Origin of the sequence: Pseudomonas veronii, assembly GCF_002028325.1 — a bacterium.
GTDB lineage: Bacteria > Pseudomonadota > Gammaproteobacteria > Pseudomonadales > Pseudomonadaceae > Aquipseudomonas > Aquipseudomonas veronii.
The window spans coordinates 4363814-4381304 of the sequence record NZ_CP018420.1 but is presented as its reverse complement, the minus strand read 5'-3'; the positions used below and the strand labels follow the sequence as shown (position 1 = coordinate 4381304).

General features: G+C 62.6%; 16 protein-coding genes. 7 read left to right on the top strand and 9 right to left on the bottom strand.

Translation table 11 applies throughout. The features are described from left to right. Positions 1-13: 13 nt before the first annotated feature. Complete coding sequence (locus tag PverR02_RS19810; protein ID WP_079444211.1) at positions 14-1210, top strand: HlyD family secretion protein; 1197 nt, start codon at positions 14-16, stop codon at positions 1208-1210. Then, positions 1210-2739 (top strand): DHA2 family efflux MFS transporter permease subunit, encoded by a 1530-nt coding sequence (locus tag PverR02_RS19805; RefSeq protein WP_079444210.1) that lies wholly within the window; start codon positions 1210-1212, stop codon positions 2737-2739. The genes PverR02_RS19810 and PverR02_RS19805 overlap by 1 nt, the downstream gene beginning before the upstream one ends. Before the next feature lie 141 nt (positions 2740-2880). Here the strand turns inward: PverR02_RS19805 and lpxH are convergent, their stop codons facing one another. Further along, entirely contained in the window at positions 2881-3630 is a 750-nt protein-coding gene (gene lpxH / locus PverR02_RS19800; protein WP_079444209.1) for a UDP-2,3-diacylglucosamine diphosphatase, read from the bottom strand. Further along, entirely contained in the window at positions 3627-4130 is a 504-nt protein-coding gene (locus PverR02_RS19795) for a peptidylprolyl isomerase (RefSeq protein ID WP_017848096.1), read from the bottom strand. The genes lpxH and PverR02_RS19795 overlap by 4 nt, the downstream gene beginning before the upstream one ends. Positions 4131-4378: 248 nt before the next feature. Between PverR02_RS19795 and PverR02_RS19790 the strand changes: the two genes are divergently transcribed. The 3 genes from PverR02_RS19790 (at position 4379) to PverR02_RS19780 (ending at position 8167) form a co-directional block, all read left to right on the top strand. Beyond that, positions 4379-6076: a glutamine--tRNA ligase/YqeY domain fusion protein gene (locus tag PverR02_RS19790; protein ID WP_017848095.1), complete on the top strand. Its 1698-nt coding sequence runs from the start codon at positions 4379-4381 to the stop codon at positions 6074-6076. 14 nt (positions 6077-6090) lie between these two features. Further along, entirely contained in the window at positions 6091-7479 is a 1389-nt protein-coding gene (gene cysS / locus PverR02_RS19785) for a cysteine--tRNA ligase (RefSeq protein ID WP_017848094.1), read from the top strand. 229 nt (positions 7480-7708) lie between these two features. After that, positions 7709-8167: an HIT family protein gene (locus tag PverR02_RS19780; protein ID WP_026140168.1), complete on the top strand. Its 459-nt coding sequence runs from the start codon at positions 7709-7711 to the stop codon at positions 8165-8167. Between the two features lie 127 nt (positions 8168-8294). Here PverR02_RS19780 and PverR02_RS19775 read toward each other — a convergent pair whose 3' ends face one another. From PverR02_RS19775 to PverR02_RS19745, 7 genes are all read right to left on the bottom strand, one after another. Continuing rightward, a complete protein-coding gene (locus PverR02_RS19775) occupies positions 8295-8633 on the bottom strand; it encodes a Na+/H+ antiporter subunit G (RefSeq protein WP_017848092.1) in 339 nt (112 codons plus the stop codon). Beyond that, positions 8630-8908: a K+/H+ antiporter subunit F gene (locus tag PverR02_RS19770; protein ID WP_017848091.1), complete on the bottom strand. Its 279-nt coding sequence runs from the start codon at positions 8906-8908 to the stop codon at positions 8630-8632. Before PverR02_RS19770 ends, PverR02_RS19775 begins: the two co-directional genes overlap by 4 nt. Next, entirely contained in the window at positions 8905-9393 is a 489-nt protein-coding gene (locus PverR02_RS19765) for a Na+/H+ antiporter subunit E (RefSeq protein ID WP_046382881.1), read from the bottom strand. Before PverR02_RS19765 ends, PverR02_RS19770 begins: the two co-directional genes overlap by 4 nt. Next, positions 9390-11072 carry a monovalent cation/H+ antiporter subunit D gene (locus PverR02_RS19760; RefSeq protein WP_079444208.1) on the bottom strand — a complete coding sequence of 561 codons (1683 nt, stop codon included), beginning with the start codon at positions 11070-11072 and terminating at the stop codon, positions 9390-9392. The genes PverR02_RS19765 and PverR02_RS19760 overlap by 4 nt, the downstream gene beginning before the upstream one ends. Next, positions 11069-11413 (bottom strand): Na+/H+ antiporter subunit C, encoded by a 345-nt coding sequence (locus tag PverR02_RS19755; RefSeq protein ID WP_007986256.1) that lies wholly within the window; start codon positions 11411-11413, stop codon positions 11069-11071. Before PverR02_RS19755 ends, PverR02_RS19760 begins: the two co-directional genes overlap by 4 nt. Further along, complete coding sequence (locus PverR02_RS19750) at positions 11413-14334, bottom strand: monovalent cation/H+ antiporter subunit A (protein ID WP_079444207.1); 2922 nt, start codon at positions 14332-14334, stop codon at positions 11413-11415. Before PverR02_RS19750 ends, PverR02_RS19755 begins: the two co-directional genes overlap by 1 nt. A gap of 210 nt (positions 14335-14544) precedes the next feature. Then, positions 14545-15474, bottom strand: coding sequence for a DMT family transporter (locus PverR02_RS19745; protein ID WP_017848087.1), 930 nt, complete (start codon positions 15472-15474; stop codon positions 14545-14547). A 92-nt stretch (positions 15475-15566) separates the two neighbouring features. On the opposite strand from PverR02_RS19745, the gene PverR02_RS19740 reads away from it, so the two are divergent. Continuing rightward, positions 15567-16130: a helix-turn-helix domain-containing protein gene (locus PverR02_RS19740; RefSeq protein ID WP_017848086.1), complete on the top strand. Its 564-nt coding sequence runs from the start codon at positions 15567-15569 to the stop codon at positions 16128-16130. A gap of 155 nt (positions 16131-16285) precedes the next feature. Continuing rightward, complete coding sequence (locus PverR02_RS19735; protein ID WP_079444206.1) at positions 16286-17482, top strand: SfnB family sulfur acquisition oxidoreductase; 1197 nt, start codon at positions 16286-16288, stop codon at positions 17480-17482. The last annotated feature ends 9 nt before the right edge of the window (positions 17483-17491 follow it).

Here is a 17491-nt window from a genome sequence, read left to right as displayed (position 1 = left end):
TGAGGTAACTGACATGGCCACTGCCGAAAGCAACAACGCAACGGGAACGCCCGATAACAACCCGCGCAAACGCAAAGTCATGCTGGTCGGCCTGATGCTGATCGTCATCCTTGGTGTGGTCGGCGTGTGGGGCTGGTATGAACTCTACGGTCGCTTCAATGAAAGCACCGACGACGCCTACGTGAACGGCAACGTGGTGGAAATCACCCCGCTGGTCACCGGCACCGTGGTCAGCATCGGCGCCGACGATGGCGACCTGGTCCACGAAGGCCAGGTGCTGATCAACTTCGACCCCAACGACGCGGCGGTCGGCCTGCAAAGTGCGCAGGCCAACCTGGCCCGCACCGTGCGCCAGGTGCGGGGCTTGTACAGCAACGTCGACGGCATGAAAGCCCAGGTCAATGCGCAGAAAGCCGACGTGCAAACTGCCCAGGACAACTACAACCGGCGTAAGACCCTGGCCCAGGGCGGGGCGATTTCCCAGGAAGAACTGTCCCACGCCCGTGACAGCCTGACCGCGGCCAAGAATGCCCTGACCAACCTTGAGCAGCAGCTCAAAAGCAGCAACGCCCTGGTCGACGACACGGTGATCTCGTCCCATCCGGACGTGCAAGCCGCCGCCGCGCAACTGCGCCAGGCCTACCTGGCCAATGCGCGCAGCACCCTGATCGCCCCCGTCACCGGCTATGTGGCCAAGCGCACCGTGCAACTGGGTCAGCGCGTGCAGCCGGGGACGGCGTTGATGGCGGTGATCCCGCTGAACCAGTTGTGGATCGACGCCAACTTCAAGGAAACCCAACTGCGCAATATGCGTATCGGCCAACCGGTGGACATCGAAGCGGACATTTACGGCAGCGATGTGAAGTTCAGCGGCACCATCGACAGCCTCGGCGCCGGCACCGGCAGCGCGTTTGCCTTGCTGCCTGCGCAGAACGCCACCGGCAACTGGATCAAGATCGTGCAACGGGTGCCGGTACGCATCCACGTCAATGCCGAAGAACTGACCAAGCACCCGCTGCGGGTGGGCTTGAGCACGGTGGTCAACGTCGACCTGCACGACCAGAGCGGCCCGGTACTGGCGCAACAGGCGCCGCAAAAGGCCTCGTTCACCACCAATGTGTATGACCGTCAGTTGGCCGAAGCCGATGCCATGATCACCCAGTTGATTCATGACAACAGTCTCGCCGCACCCAAGGCTGTGCAACGCTGATGAGCCATAACGCGTCCTTCTCGCCACCCAGCTTGGTGATGGCCACGATTGGCCTGTCGCTGGCGACCTTCATGCAGGTGCTCGATACCACGATCGCCAACGTGGCGTTGCCGACCATTTCCGGCAACCTTGGCGTGAGTTCGGAGCAGGGCACCTGGGTGATCACCTCGTTTGCGGTGAGCAACGCCATTGCCCTGCCGCTGACCGGCTGGTTGAGCCGGCGCTTCGGCGAGGTGAAGCTGTTTCTCTGGGCCACCGTGCTGTTTGTGCTGGCCTCGTTTCTCTGCGGTATTTCCACGTCGATGCCCGAGCTGATCGGCTTTCGGGTGTTGCAAGGCCTGGTGGCGGGGCCGTTGTACCCGATGACCCAGACGTTGCTGATCGCGGTCTACCCGCCGGCGAGGCGCGGCATGGCCCTGGCACTGCTGGCGATGGTCACGGTGGTGGCGCCGATTGCCGGTCCCATCCTCGGCGGCTGGATCACCGACAGCTACAGCTGGCCGTGGATCTTCTTCATCAACGTGCCCATCGGCATCTTTGCGGTGATGGTGGTGCGTTCGCAGTTGAAGAAACGCCCGGTGGTCACCAGCTACCAGCCGATGGACTATGTGGGGTTGTTGAGCTTGATCGTCGGGGTCGGCGCGTTGCAGATCATCCTCGACAAGGGCAACGACCTGGACTGGTTCGAATCCAACTTCATCATCGTGGGGGCGGCGATTTCGGTGATTGCCCTGGCGGTGTTCATCATCTGGGAGATGACCGACAAACACCCGGTGGTCAACCTGCGGCTGTTTGCCTACCGCAACTTCCGCATCGGCACCATCGTGCTGGTCCTCGGCTACGCGGGCTTCTTCGGCATCAACCTGATCCTGCCGCAGTGGCTGCAAACCCAGATGGGCTACACCGCGACCTGGGCCGGGCTGGCCGTGGCGCCGATCGGTATTCTGCCGGTGCTGATGTCGCCGTTTGTCGGCAAGTACGCGCACCGATTCGACCTGCGCGTACTGGCGGGCCTGGCGTTCCTGGCGATTGGCTTGAGCTGCTTCATGCGCGCCAGTTTCACCAATGAGGTGGACTTCCAGCACATCGCCCTGGTGCAGTTGTTCATGGGCATCGGCGTGGCGCTGTTCTTCATGCCGACCTTGAGCATCCTGATGTCCGACCTGCCGCCGCACCAGATCGCCGACGGCGCCGGCCTGGCGACGTTCCTGCGGACCCTGGGCGGCAGCTTCGCGGCCTCGCTGACCACCTGGATCTGGATTCGCCGCGCGGACCAGCACCATGCGTACATGAGCGAGAACATGACCACCTACGACGCGGCGACCCGCGATGCGTTGAGTGCGTTGGGCGGCGCGGGGCAAAAGGCCTACGCCCAACTCGAGCAGATCCTCACCAGCCAGGCATACATGATGTCCACCGTGGATTACTTTACGTTGCTGGGGTGGATGTTCATGGGCTTGATGCTGCTGGTGTGGCTGGCCAAACCGCCGTTTACCGCGAAGGCGGGGCCGGCGGCATCAGGGCACTGAGCTTCCCAGGCTGAAATGCAATCAGCCAGGGTTGAAATGCAATCAACTGTGGGAGGGGGCTTGCCCCCGATAGCGGTGTATCAGTCAGCCTATTTGAAGCTGACCCACTGCCATCGGGGGCAAGCCCCCTCCCACAGTTGATCAGGCGCCCGGCAGTGCCAGTTGCGGATTGACGAAGTCAAACGCCGCCAGCTGAAACCCTTGCTCATCCACCTGCAATGCCCAGCCTTGCTTGTCCCAATCCCCCAGCACAATACGCTTGGCCGCCTGCTCGCCGATCTGCAACTTATGAATGGCGGGGCGGTGCGTATGGCCGTGGACCAGGGTACGCACACCGAACTGCTGCATCACCCGCGGCACTTCTTCGGGGGTGACGTCGACAATGTCGTTGGCCTTCATCCGCGTCTGCGCCCGGCTTTCGTTGCGCAGCTTGCGCGCCAGTTTGTGGCGGGTGCGCAAGGGCAGGTGACGCAGGATAAACAGCACAATCGGGTTGCGCAGGATGCGCCGCAGCTTCATATAGCCGACGTCGCGGGTGCAGAGGCTGTCGCCGTGCATCAACAGCACGGGCTCGCCGGCGAGTTGCACGATGCTCGGGTCCTTGAGCAGCTTGGCGCCTGCGGCTTTGCAGAACGTCTTGCCGATCAGGAAGTCGCGGTTGCCGTGCATGATGAAAATCGCGGTGCCGCTGTCGCTCAGTTCGCGCAGGGCCGCGCAAATCGAGCGCTGGAAAGGGGTGATCCCATCGTCGCCAACCCAGGCTTCAAAGAAGTCCCCGAGGATGTACAACGCCTGGGCGCCACGGGCGCGGCCGTGGAGTAAATCCAGAAACGCCCGGGTAATGTCCGGGCGCTCCTCTTCCAGATGCAAGTCTGAAATCAGCAATATCACTCAATGATCTCGGCTTTCTCGATGATCACGTCGTCTGCTGGCACGTCTTGGTGGCCGGCTTTGCTGGTGGTGGCAACGCCTTTGATCTTGTCGACGACGTCAGTGCCTTCGGTGACTTTACCGAACACCGCGTAGCCCCAGCCCTGCACGTTCTTGCCGCTGTGGTTGAGGAAGGCGTTGTCGGCGACGTTGATGAAGAACTGCGCGGAGGCCGAATGCGGCTCCATGGTACGGGCCATGGCGACGGTGTATTTGTCGTTGGAAAGGCCGTTGTCCGCTTCGTTCTGGATGCTTGGGCGCTTGTCTTTCTTTTCTTTCATGCCAGGCTCGAAACCGCCGCCCTGGACCATGAAGTTGCCGATGACACGGTGGAAAACGGTGTTTTCGTAGTGGCCGGCTTTCACGTATTCAATGAAGTTGGCGACGGTGATCGGCGCTTTCTCGGCGTTCAGCTCGATGACGATGTCACCGTGGTTGGTGGTCAGTTTGACTTGAGTCATGTGTACTACTCTTTTCAGGGAATTCGTGGGTTCGGGCGCTGTGCGCCTGACCTGTTTGGCTAAACGTTGGCCAAGACGCGCAGTTTAGCGTGCCCTGCGGGAATTTCGAGGTGGTTTTTTACCGCCCGGGCAATTAAAGCAGCAGTTTTTGGCCGTACCCTGTCAGGCGGTTGACCGCTTCGGCTATGATAAGCCCTTTGTTTTATCTGGCCTGCCCAAGGCCACGTACTCGTCTGTTCAAGGATAATATGAGCAAGCCCACTGTCGACCCTACCTCGAACGCCAAGGCCGGTCCTGCCGCCACGGTCAATTTCCTGCGCCCGATCATCCAGGCGGACCTGGATTCGGGCAAGCACACGCAGATCGTCACGCGCTTTCCGCCGGAGCCCAACGGCTACCTGCACATCGGTCACGCCAAGTCGATCTGTGTGAACTTCGGTCTGGCCCAGGAGTTCGGTGGCGTCACGCACCTGCGTTTCGACGATACCAACCCGGCCAAGGAAGACCAGGAATACATCGACGCCATCGAAAGCGACATCAAGTGGCTGGGCTTCGAATGGTCCGGTGAAGTGCGCTATGCGTCCAAGTATTTCGACCAGTTGTTCGACTGGGCCATCGTGCTGATCAAGGCCGGCAAGGCCTACGTCGACGACCTCACCCCTGAACAGGCCAAGGAATACCGTGGCACGCTGACCGAACCGGGCAAGAACAGCCCGTTCCGCGACCGTTCGGTGGAAGAGAACCTGGACTGGTTCGCCCGCATGCGCGCCGGTGAGTTCGCAGACGGTGCCCGTGTACTGCGCGCCAAGATCGACATGGCCTCGCCGAACATGAACCTGCGCGACCCGATCATGTACCGCATCCGCCATGCCCATCACCACCAGACCGGTGACAAGTGGTGCATCTACCCGAACTACGACTTCACCCACGGCCAGTCGGACGCCATCGAAGGCATCACCCACTCCATCTGCACCCTGGAGTTCGAAAGCCACCGTCCGCTGTACGAATGGTTCCTGGAGCACCTGCCGGTTCCGGCACACCCGCGCCAGTACGAATTCAGCCGCCTGAACCTGAACTACACCATCACCAGCAAGCGCAAGCTCAAGCAACTTGTGGATGAACAGCACGTCAACGGCTGGGACGACCCGCGCATGTCGACGCTGTCGGGCTTCCGCCGTCGCGGCTACACGCCCAAGTCCATCCGCAACTTCTGCGAAATGGTCGGCACCAACCGTTCCGACGGCGTGGTCGACTTCGGCATGCTCGAATTCAGCATCCGTGACGACCTCGACCACAGCGCCCCGCGCGCCATGTGCGTGCTGCGCCCGCTGAAAGTCGTGATCACCAACTACCCGGAAGGCCAGGTCGAGAACCTCGAACTGCCACGCCACCCGAAAGAAGACATGGGCGTGCGCGCACTGCCGTTCGCCCGTGAAATCTACATCGACCGTGACGATTTCATGGAAGAGCCGCCAAAAGGCTACAAGCGCCTGGAACCTACCGGCGAAGTGCGCCTGCGCGGCAGCTACGTGATCCGCGCCGACGAAGCGATCAAGGACGCCGCGGGCAACATCGTCGAACTGCGCTGCTCGTATGATCCAGAAACCCTGGGCAAGAACCCTGAAGGCCGCAAGGTCAAGGGCGTGATCCACTGGGTGCCGGCCGCCGCCAGCGTCGAGTGTGAAGTGCGTCTGTACGACCGTCTGTTCCGTTCGCCGAACCCTGAGAAAGCCGAAGACAGCGCGAGCTTCCTCGACAACATCAATCCGAACTCCCTGCAAGTACTCACGGGTTGTCGTGCCGAGCCATCCCTTGGCAATGCACAGCCGGAAGACCGTTTCCAGTTCGAGCGCGAAGGCTACTTCTGCGCGGATATCAAGGACTCGAAACCTGGCCATCCGGTATTCAACCGTACCGTGACCTTGCGTGATTCGTGGGGCCAGTGATTTAAGGAACCGTCGTGCTAACGATCTACAACACGCTCAGCAAGAGCAAAGAAGTCTTCAAGCCGCTGGATGGCAACAAGGTACGCATGTACGTGTGCGGCATGACCGTGTACGACTACTGCCACATCGGCCACGGCCGCAGCATGGTCGCCTTTGACCTGGTGACCCGCTGGTTGCGTTTCAGCGGCTACGACTTGACCTATGTGCGCAACATCACCGACATCGACGACAAGATCATCAACCGCGCCAAGGAAAACGGCGAGCCGTTCGACGTCCTGACCGCGCGCATGATCGCCGCCATGCACGAGGACGAGGCGCGCCTCAACATCCTCAAGCCGGACATGGAACCGCGTGCCACGGACCATATTCCGGGCATGCACGCGATGATCCAGACCTTGATCGACAAGGGCTACGCCTACGCTCCAGGCAATGGCGACGTGTACTACCGCGTCGCCAAGTTCATGGGCTACGGCAAGCTGTCGCGCAAGAAAATCGAAGACCTGCGCATCGGCGCGCGCATCGAAGTCGACGAAGCCAAGCAAGACCCGCTCGACTTCGTGCTGTGGAAAGGCACCAAACCCGGCGAGCCAAGCTGGGAATCGCCTTGGGGCGCCGGGCGTCCGGGCTGGCACATCGAATGCTCGGTGATGTCCACCTGCTGCCTGGGCGAGACCTTCGACATTCATGGCGGCGGCAGCGACCTCGAGTTCCCGCACCACGAAAACGAAATCGCCCAAAGCGAAGCCGCCACCGGCAAGACCTACGCCAACGCCTGGATGCACTGCGGCATGATCCGCATCAATGGCGAGAAGATGTCCAAGTCCTTGAACAACTTCTTCACCATCCGCGACGTGCTGGAAAAGTACCACCCGGAGGTGGTCCGCTACCTGCTGGTGTCCAGCCACTACCGCAGCGCGATCAACTACTCGGAAGACAACCTCAAGGACGCCAAAGGTGCCCTGGAGCGTTTCTACCACGCGTTGAAAGGCCTGCCCTCCGTGGCCCCGGCCGGCGGCGAAGCGTTCGTGGCCCGCTTCACCGAAGTGATGAACGACGACTTCGGCACACCGGAAGCCTGCGCGGTGCTGTTCGAGATGGTGCGCGAGATCAACCGCCTGCGTGAGAGCGATCTCGACGCAGCGGCCGGTCTGGCTGCACGCCTGAAAGAACTGGCCAGCGTGCTGGGCGTGTTGCAGATGGAAGCCGACGACTTCCTGCAAGCCGGCGCCGAAGGGCGTGTGGATGCGGCTGAAGTGGACGCGCTGATCCAGGCGCGCTTGACGGCGCGGGCCAACAAGGACTGGGCGGAGTCCGACCGGATCCGTGACCAACTGACCGCGATGGGTGTGGTGTTGGAAGACGGCAAGGGTGGGACGACGTGGCGCTTGGCTGATCAGGCTTGATCAGTAAACGCTGAATGAAAAACGCCCCGACTGGTTCGGGGCGTTTTTCATTTTGGGTTCAGCGAAACATGCGCGAAGGGCCGGTCTTCGTAACGCTGTCGGAACACGGCTTCGAGCGGTAGCCAACCTGCGACGTTCTGGAAAAAGTCCATTTGCTTTGACGCCCGCCCAATCCTGGCTTTAGATGGTCGACCAGACCAAGCCCATGATGAAACTGACGGTGATTCAAATGGATTGTATTTTCTGCAGCATTGTCCGAAAAACCTCCCCGGCCCATATTCTGTGGGAAGACGAACAGCATATGGCCTTCCTGTCTATTTTCCCCAACACTCCCGGTTTCAGCGTGGTGATCCCCAAGCAGCACTACGGAAGCTATGCCTTCGCCCAGTCGGATGAAGTGCTGGCAGGTCTGGTGGTGGCGGCGAAGAAAACCGCGCAGCAGATCGACCGCGCGTTTCCCGATGTGGCGCGCACGGGGATGATTCTGGAAGGCTACGGGGTGGATCACCTGCATGCGAAGCTGTTTCCCATGCATGGGACGGGGCAGGACAGTGACTTCAAGCCCATCAGTTCCAGGGTCGACAAGTTCTTTGATCGCTACGAGGGGTACATCTCGTCCCACGATTTTGTGCGGGCGGATGATGCCGAATTGGCGGAGTTGGCGGCACACATCCGATCCTTCGCCTAGCCTCGATCCAAATGTGGGAGGGGGCTTGCCCCCGATAGCGGTGTGTCAGCGACAGCTGCATTCACTGACACCCTGCTATCGGGGGCAAGCCCCCTCCCACATTTTTTTGACCGTGTCGCATCAGAACTCAGCGACGGCTGCTGACCTCGGCGGGCACATCGTCACCGGCCATGCGCTTGCGGAACAGCGCGGTGCGCGCCAGCAGCAGCGTCGTCACCGGCACGGTGATCGACAGCAAAATCGGGATCAACCACCCGTGCAACACCGGCCCGGACTTGAGCACCGAAAAGTAGATAATCGACGCCAATGCCACGCTCCACGCGCCCAACGTCGAGGCCAGTGCCGGCGGGTGCATGCGCTGGAAGAAATCCTTCATGCGCAGCAACCCGATTGCGCCAATCAGGGCAAACACGCTGCTCAGCACCAGCAACACGGCCACGCACACTTCAACCCATAACGGCATCATTCGATCACCTCGCCACGCAGCAGGAATTTGGCCAGGGCAAATGACCCGACAAAGCCAAACAGCGCAATCAACAGCGCCGCTTCGAAGTAGGTATCACTGGCATACCGAATGCCCAGCACCAGCATCATCAGCATCGCCAGGATGTACAGGTAGTCCAGCGCCAGAACCCGGTCCTGGGCCGATGGGCCTTTGAACAGGCGCACCAGTGTCAGCGCCATGGCCAGCGAGAACAGGAACAGGCTGAACAGGATCGCATTGGAGAGCAGGGCGCTCATTCGAAGATCTCCATCAAGGGCCGTTCGTAGTCGTGTTTGAAGTGCTGGATAAACTGCGCTTCATCGTCCAGGTCGAAGACATGCAGCAGCAGGATGCTGCGGTCCAGGGCGAGTTCCGACCAGACGGTGCCGGGGGTCACGCTGGTGATCATCGACAACACGGCCAGGCCGTTGGCGTCGCGCAGGTCCAGGGGGATTTTGATAAAGCGCGAATGCGGTGACCGCGAGCCGCACACCAGCACGCCCCAGGCGACTTGCAGGTTGGAGATGATCACGTCACGCCCCACCCGGAAGAACAGGCGGATGATCACCCCGGGGCGGCGGATGCGGATCGGCAGCGGGCGCAGCGGCGCCATCAGCAGCGGCGCGAGCAAACCCAGTAGCGCGCCCAGTAACAGGTTGCCGGGGCTGATCGACAGGTTCAGCAGCAGCCACAACACCCACAACGCCAGCGATAACCACGGGGCCGGGAACAGGCGCTTCATGGCTGCACCTCCAGCGCCGCGGTCTTGGCTTCAGGGCTGGGCACCGGGCGTGTGGCCATGACCGCCATCACATACTGTTCCGGGTTGTTCAGGCTCTTGGCGGTGTCCAGGGTGTAGCGCATCAGCGGCTCGGCCTTGAAGGTCAGCAGGATGCTCAGGCCGAGCAGGAAGAAGATCGGCACGCACTCATAACGGCGCAGCAGCGGTGACGGGCGTTCTTCCGGGGTCCAGAAGCGCTGGATGCCCAGGCGGGCGAAGGCGATCAGCGAGGCCAGGCCGGACAGGATCAGCAACGTCACCAGGCCCCACGCGGCAGGGCGGACAGGCTCATCCAGCGCATGGCCCAAGCCCGGCGGATTGACCAGCGCGCTCAACAGGCTGAGCTTGCCGATAAACCCCGACAGCGGCGGCATGCCGATGATCAGCAGGGCGCAGGCGACAAAGCTCAAGCCGAGGAAGGCCATGGTCCAGGGAATCACCTGGCCGACCACGGCTTTCTGTTCGTCATCAAGGTTGACGCCGGGGCGCGGATGCAGGGATTCCATGGCTTTGGGCAGCGCATCAATCTCTTCATCCAGCGGCAGGTCGTTGGCCGAGCGCGAGCGTTCGATCAATTCGGCCAACAAGAACAGCGCGCTCAAGGCCAGTGTGGAACTGACCAGATAGAACAGTGCTCCGGCTGTCAGGCTCGGCTGGGCGAACCCCACCGACGAGAGCAGGATGCCGGCCGAGACCAGGATGCTCAAGCTGGCCATGCGCTCCAGGCGCTGCGCCGCCAGCATCGCCAGCGCCGCGCAGATGATGGTCGCCATGCCGCCGTACACCAGCCAGTCGCCGCCGAACAGCGCCGACGCCCCGGCCTGGCCGGAGAACAGCAGGGTCCACAGGCGCAGCACGGTGTACACGCCGACCTTGGTCATGATCGCGAACATCGCCGCCACCGGCGCGCTGGCCGATGAGTACGCCGGCGCCAGCCAGAAGTTCAGCGGCCACATGCCGGCCTTGGCCAGGAATGCGGTGGCGAGGATCGCCGCACCCGCGTGCAACAGGCCGCGATCGGCTTCTGGCACCAGCGGGATTTTCAGCGCCAGGTCCGCGAAGTTCAGTGTGCCGGTGACGCCATAGATCATCGCCGCGCCGATCAGGAACAGCGACGACGCCAGCAGGTTGATCGCGATGTAATGCAACCCCGACGACACCCGCGCCCGGCCGGAACCGTGCAGCATCAAGCCATAGGAGGCCGCCAGCAACACCTCGAAGAACACGAACAGGTTGAACAGGTCGGCGGTGAGAAAGGCGCCGTAGAGGCCCATCAGCTGGATCTGGAACAACGCATGGAAACTGGTGCCCGCACGGTCCCAGCGCGCCATCGCGAACAGCAGCGCACTCACGCCGATGATCCCGGTGAGTACCAGCATCAGCGCCGACAGTTGGTCCACCACCAGCACGATGCCGAACGGCACTTGCCAGTTGCCGGGCAAGTACACGCCGATCGAACCGGGGCCGCCTTGTTGCGTCCAGTACAACAGCAAGATGGCGATAGCGAGGCCGAGCATGCTCGAGAACAGGTTGATACGCGCCTTGAGCGGGCGGTGCTTCTCGCCGAGCATCAGCATCAGCGCGGCGGTCAGCAACGGCAGCAGGATCGGCGCGACGATCAGTTGATTGACCCACGTCATTCCTTGGGCTCCCGGCCGTCCACATGGTCGGTGCCAGTCAGGCCCCGCGACGCCAGCAGTACCACGAGGAACAGCGCGGTCATGGCGAAGCTGATCACGATCGCCGTCAGCACCAGCGCCTGGGGCAGCGGGTCGGTGTAGTGCAACAGGTCTTGCGGCACGCCGTCCTTGATGATCGGCTCTTTACCGATAAACAGACTGCCCATGCTGAAAATGAACAGATTGACCCCATACGACAACAGGCACAGGCCCATCACCACCTGGAACGTCCGTGGCCGCAGGATCAACCAGACGCCGGAGGCCGCCAGGACCCCAATGGCAATTGCGATGACTTCTTCCATCAGGCGGCTCCTTCCGGTGTGGCAACGGTTTTCGGCTGGTTGCTCGGTTTATGGGCCCGCACCGATTGGTGACCGAGGGCGGTGAGCATCAGCAGCGTCGAGCCGACGACCATGGCGTACACGCCGACGTCGAAGAACAGGGCGCTGGCGATATGGATGTCGCCCAGCACCGGCAAGCTGAGATGCCAGGTGTGGGTGGTGAGGAACGGGTAGCCGGCGAACAATGCGCCGAGCCCGGTCAGGGTCGCCGAGAACAGACCGAAGCCCATCCAGCGCATCGGCCGCAGACTCATCTGCGCCTCGACCCACTGGGTGCCGGCGACCATGTATTGCAGGATAAACGCCACCGACATCACCAGGCCGGCGACAAAACCACCGCCCGGCTGGTTGTGGCCGCGCATGAACAGGTAGAACGACACCACCAGCGCAATCGGCAGCAGCAGGCGCACCAGCACCGCCGGCACCATCATGTAGCCCAGGGCGGTGTCGCTGGCCTGGCGCGGGTTGATCAGGTCGGTGGCCACGTCCGGCGCGAGTTGGCGCTGTTGCGCGGGCAGTTGCATGCTTTCCTTGGAGGGGCGGAAGCGTCGCAGCAGGGCGTACACGGTCAGCGCCACGGCGCCGAGCACGGTGATTTCGCCGAGGGTGTCGAAGCCACGGAAGTCCACCAGCATCACGTTCACCACATTGCTGCCGCCGCCTTCGGGGAGGGCGCGGCTCAAGTAGAATGAGGAAATGTCGTTGGGCGTCTGGCGGGTCAGCATCGCGTAGGACAGCAGCGCCATGCCGCCACCGACCACGGTGGACAGCAGGAAGTCGCGCAAGCGACGAATGCGTGCCTTGCGCAGCGTACTGGGCAGTGGCGACACTTCTTCGATCCGCCGTGGCAGCCAGCGCAGGCCCAGCAGGATCAGCACGGTGGTCACCACTTCCACGACCAGTTGCGTCAGCGCCAGGTCCGGCGCCGAGAACCACACGAAGGTGATGCAGGTCATCATGCCGCACACGCTGACCATGGTCAGGGCCGCCAGCCGGTGGTACTTGGCTTGCCAGGCGGCGCCGAGGGCGCAGGCAATCGCCAGCAGCCACAGGGTGACGAACACGATGGAGCCCGGGATCTTCGGCCGGTCGCCCCAACTGAGGCCGCTGTTGAGCATCGGGATCAGCCCGCCGATCACGGCGACCAGCACCAGCAGGAACAACTGCGTCTGCAGGCGCTTGGTGCTGATGCGTTTCTCGATTTTGCGCGCACCGCGCATCATCAGTACCAGGCAGCGCTCGAAGCCGCGTTTGCCGTTGAAGTAACTGATCACCGGCGGGTACTTGAAGCGCCCGCGCTTGAGTTGCTTGCGCAGCAGCAGGTAGAGCAGCACCCCGCCGCACATCGCCACCAGGCTCATGATCATCGGCGCGTTCCAGCCGTGCCAGATGGCCAGGCTGTATTGCGGCAACACGCCGCCGACGACCGGCAGCGCGGCGGCGGCGAGGATCGAGCCGACCACCTGGGCCGGGAAGATCCCCACCAGCAGGCAGGTGAACACCAGCAGCTCCACTGGCGCGCGCATCCAGCGGGGAGGCTCGTGCGGGGTGTGGGGCAGGTCCGTCGCAGGCGGGCCGAAGAACACATCCACGGTGAAACGCAGCGCGTAGGCCACGCTGAAGGTGCCGGCGATGGTCGCGATCACCGGCAGGGCGATTTCCACCCAGGCGGTCGACGAGATGAATACGGTTTCAGCGAAGAACATCTCTTTGGACAGGAAGCCATTGAGCAACGGCACGCCGGCCATGGACGCACTGGCCACCATCGCCAGGGTCGCGGTAAACGGGATCAGGCGCACCAGGCCGCTGAGCTTGCGGATATCGCGGGTGCCGCTTTCGTGGTCGATGATGCCGGCCGCCATGAACAGCGAGGCCTTGAAGGTGGCGTGGTTGAGGATGTGGAACACTGCGGCGACAGCGGCCAATGGGCTGTTGAGGCCGAGCAGCAGGGTGATCAGGCCGAGGTGGCTGATGGTGGAGTAGGCCAGCAGGCCCTTGAGATCGTTCTGGAACATGGCGCAGTAAGCGCCGAGCAGGAGGGTCAGGGCGCCGGCGCCGCCGACGAGCCAGAACCATTCTTCGCTGCCGGACAGCGACGGCCACAGGCGGGCCAGCAGGAACACGCCGGCCTTCACCATCGTCGCCGAATGCAGGTAGGCCGACACCGGTGTCGGTGCCGCCATGGCGTGGGGCAGCCAGAAGTGGAACGGGAACTGCGCGCTTTTGCTCAACGCGCCGATCAGCACCAGGGCCAGCATGACCGGGTACAGCGAGTGCGCGCGAATCTGATCGCCCGCCGCGAGGACCAGGTCCAGGTCATAGCTGCCGACGATATGCCCCAGCAGCATCACGCCGGCCAGCAGGCACAAACCGCCCGCGCCGGTGACCATCAACGCCATGTAGGCACCGCGTCGCGCATCGGCGCGGTGGTGCCAGTAACCGATCAGCAGGAACGAGAACAGGCTGGTCAGTTCCCAGAAGAACACGATCTGGATCAGGTTGCCGGAGATCACCAGGCCGAGCATGGCCCCCATGAATGCCAGGAAAAACGCAAAGAAGCGCGGCACCGGATCGTCCGGCGACATGTAGTAACGCGCATACAGCGACACCAGCGTGCCGATGCCGAGCACCAGCATCGAGAACAGCCAAGCGAAGCCGTCCATGCGCAAGACGAAATTCACGCCCAGGCTGGGCAACCACATGAATTCTTCGCGGATCACCCCGCCGTGGGCGATTTGAGGGTAGAGCAGGGCGACTTGAACAGTACCGATCAGGGCGATGAGGCCGGCCAGCAAGGATTCGGTGTTACGTGCGTTGTGCGGCAGCAAGGCCGCCAGACAGCTGCCGATAAAAGGCAGAAGCAGTAGAACTATCAGGGACATAGGCTTCTAATCTGCGGGAGTTTGGGATGCATCATACGTGCCGCTTTCTTGATCACCAAACGGCAACGTGTGGCAGGATCCTACAAGGTAGGCTGAAAACGCCCATTTGGCATTGTTTCAGCTAACCCTCACCCACGCGCGCCAGCGCCTGATGTGGACGCTGGGCGTGCCCGGGATGGCGATTTGACAGCCACCGCCCGGGCTCGGACCTTACCCCTGCTGTTCCTGTTCCCGCGCATTTTGCAGTTCGATGGCCTTCTGCCCGCGCGTCTTCAACTCACTCACCACCACCGCCGCCACGATCAACGCCGCCCCGACCATGGCAATCGGCGGGAACCGCTCCCCGGCAATCCGCCCAACCACGCCGGCCCACACCGGTTCCCCGGCATAAATCAATGTGGCCCGCGTCGGCGAAACGCTTTGCTGCGCCCAGTTCATCGCCACCTGGATCACCGCGCTGGTCAGGCCCAGGCCCACCGCGCTGAACAACAGCAACCAGGAGAACCCCGGCAACGCCTCGCCCATCGGCACCACCATCAGGAACGACAACAACGACGCCGTGGCCAGTTGCACCACGGTCACCCGACGCACGTCCACTTGCCCGGCAAATGCGCTGATCAGGATGATCTCGGCGGCAATCGCCACCGCGCCGATCAGCGTGGCGATCTCGCCGGGGCTGAAATTCAGCGAAGCACCGGCCGGGCCGGTCAACAGCATCAACCCGGCGAACGCCAGCATGATGCCAATGCTCGGCATCAACCCTGGCCGACGACCCAGCACCAGCCATTGCAACAACGGCACGAACGGGACATAGAGCGCGGTAATGAATGCCGACTGGCTACTCAGAATCGTCTGCAGGCCGATGGTCTGCAGCCCGTAACCAAACATGATCGCCACGCCGATAAACACGCCGGCTTTCAACTCGAACAGGGTCAGGTCGCGCAGGGTGCGCAAAGAGAAAAAACCGACCGCGATCGTCGCCGCAGCAAACCGCAGGCCCACGAAAAACATCGGCCCGCTGACAGTCATGGCGTGCTGCACCAGCAAAAAGGTGCCGCCCCAGATCATGGTGATGAACACCAGGATGCATTCGGCTTTGCTGAAGCGGTTGAAACGCGAGGGAGCATTCGGGGTGGTCATGGCGGCTCAGTCTTGCAAGGGAAGGGCGCGGACCGCACAATGCGCCGCACGCTGGGCAGTATACTGCGCACACCCACCCATTGAGCAATATAGTGCACAAAGAAAATCCGCAACGGGCCTCGGTCCTGCAGCATGTCAGCCAGAATGTTCGTCGCCTGCGTCATGCCGCCGACTTGAGCCAGACCGCGCTCTCGGAAAAGTCCGGGGTCAGCCGACGCATGCTGGTGGCCATCGAGGCTGGCGAGAAAAACGTCAGCCTGTCCACCCTCGACCGCGTCGCCGAAGCGCTGGACGTGGCTTTCAGCGACCTGATCCAGGCCCCGGATGCACCTGACCATAGCCGTATCAACGAACTGGCCTGGGCCGGTGACATCCCCGGCAGCAAAGCTGTATTGCTTGCCAAGGCCACGGCGCGGCGTGAAGTCGAGCTGTGGGAGATGCGCCTGGAGCCGGGCGATTGCTACAGCCCCGAGCCGGACCCGGATGGCTGGAGCGTGCAGTTGTTCGTGTTCGAAGGCCGCCTGACATTGGTGCTGGATGGTCAGGAAAAACCGGTCGGCGCCGGTGAGTTCTTCATGTTCGCCAGCCGCCAGGCCCACGCCTATCGCAATGACGGCGACGTGGCGGTGCGCTTTGTGCGCAATGTGGTGATCTGACTGTTGATCCGCCAACAGCGGATGGACACTTTGCTCGATCGCAGGCGGGTTCCCCTGCATTAAAATGACGGCAACCTACTGATCTTATTGAAGATTGGTTTCGGGCACGACTCCTGCAATCACTCCAGTATCCCCTTGGACTCTGGAGTCGGCCCATGTCAGCCCACCCTCAACACCCTGCTCATATCATCCGATCAGACGCCGAAGCCATCGCGGTCGCCACGCGCCTGGCCGAACGCTTCGCCGTCGAGGCCAGCGTGCGTGACCGCGAGCGGCGCCTGCCGGTCGCTGAACTCGACGAATTTTCCGCCAGCGGCCTGTGGGGCATCACCATCCCCAAGGCCTATGGCGGCGCCGAGGTGTCCTATGTGACGGTGGCAGAGGTGATCAAGTTGATCGCCGCCGCCGATCCGTCCCTGGCGCAGATCCCGCAGAACCACCTGGGGGTGGTGGATATCCTGCTGCAAACCGGCAGCGAGGAGCAAAAACTCCACTACTTCGGCAAGGTCCTGGCCGGCTACCGTTTCGGTAACGCTTTCTCCGAAGCCAAGAGCAAGAACGCCGGCACCTTCGACACGCAGATTCGCGTTCACGCCGATCATGCGCAGATCAATGGCGAGAAGTTCTACTGCACCGGCGCGCTGTTCGCCCATATCGTGCCGGCGGTGGGCACCAACGCACAGGGCAAGGCCTTGATTGCCTTCGTCGAGCGCGATGCGCCGGGCCTCACGGTCATCGACAGCTGGGACGGCTTCGGCCAGCGCACCACCGCCAGTGGCGGCGTGACCCTCGATGGCGTGACGGTGCCGCTGAGCGCGGTGATTCCCGCGCACCTGGCGTTCGACCAACCGACCGCTGACGGCCCGATCTCGCAGATCATCCAGGCCGCGATCGACACCGGCATCGCCGTGGGTGCCCTCGAGCAAGCGAAAGTCTTCGCGCGCCAGGCCCGCCCATGGATCGACAGCCAACAGGATCACGGCTGGCAGGACCCATTCACCATCGCCGCCATCGGTGATCTGGAATGGCGCGTACACGGCACCGAAGCGATTCTCGCCAAGGCCGGCAAGGCGGTCGACCAGGCCCTCGCCGAACCGAACGAAGACACCGTCGCCAACGCCTCGCTGATCGTCGCCCAGGCCAAAGTGCTGTCGGCCGAAACCGCGTTGCTCGCCAGCAGCAAGCTCTTCGAGCTGGGCGGCACCCGCTCGGTGACCGGCAAGCACAACCTCGACCGCTTCTGGCGCAACGCGCGCACCCACACCCTGCACGACCCGGTCCGCTGGAAATACCACCTGATCGGTAACTTCGTGCTCAACGGCGTCAAACCCGCACGCCATGCCTGGAATTGAGGAGCCTGC

What these genes read in the sequence shown, in the direction of transcription:
- PverR02_RS19750 (WP_079444207.1), bottom strand. Translation starts at nt 14,334, where the DNA reads ATGTCCCTGATAGTTCTACTGCTTCTGCCTTTTATCGGCAGCTGTCTG.
- PverR02_RS19765 (WP_046382881.1), bottom strand. Translation starts at nt 9,393, where the DNA reads ATGAAGCGCCTGTTCCCGGCCCCGTGGTTATCGCTGGCGTTGTGGGTG.
- PverR02_RS19755 (WP_007986256.1), bottom strand. Translation starts at nt 11,413, where the DNA reads ATGGAAGAAGTCATCGCAATTGCCATTGGGGTCCTGGCGGCCTCCGGC.
- PverR02_RS19770 (WP_017848091.1), bottom strand. Translation starts at nt 8,908, where the DNA reads ATGAGCGCCCTGCTCTCCAATGCGATCCTGTTCAGCCTGTTCCTGTTC.
- PverR02_RS19745 (WP_017848087.1), bottom strand. Translation starts at nt 15,474, where the DNA reads ATGACCACCCCGAATGCTCCCTCGCGTTTCAACCGCTTCAGCAAAGCC.
- PverR02_RS19810 (WP_079444211.1), top strand. Translation starts at nt 14, where the DNA reads ATGGCCACTGCCGAAAGCAACAACGCAACGGGAACGCCCGATAACAAC.
- PverR02_RS19780 (WP_026140168.1), top strand. Translation starts at nt 7,709, where the DNA reads ATGGATTGTATTTTCTGCAGCATTGTCCGAAAAACCTCCCCGGCCCAT.
- PverR02_RS19805 (WP_079444210.1), top strand. Translation starts at nt 1,210, where the DNA reads ATGAGCCATAACGCGTCCTTCTCGCCACCCAGCTTGGTGATGGCCACG.
- PverR02_RS19795 (WP_017848096.1), bottom strand. Translation starts at nt 4,130, where the DNA reads ATGACTCAAGTCAAACTGACCACCAACCACGGTGACATCGTCATCGAG.
- PverR02_RS19775 (WP_017848092.1), bottom strand. Translation starts at nt 8,633, where the DNA reads ATGATGCCGTTATGGGTTGAAGTGTGCGTGGCCGTGTTGCTGGTGCTG.
- PverR02_RS19790 (WP_017848095.1), top strand. Translation starts at nt 4,379, where the DNA reads ATGAGCAAGCCCACTGTCGACCCTACCTCGAACGCCAAGGCCGGTCCT.
- PverR02_RS19760 (WP_079444208.1), bottom strand. Translation starts at nt 11,072, where the DNA reads ATGACGTGGGTCAATCAACTGATCGTCGCGCCGATCCTGCTGCCGTTG.
- PverR02_RS19735 (WP_079444206.1), top strand. Translation starts at nt 16,286, where the DNA reads ATGTCAGCCCACCCTCAACACCCTGCTCATATCATCCGATCAGACGCC.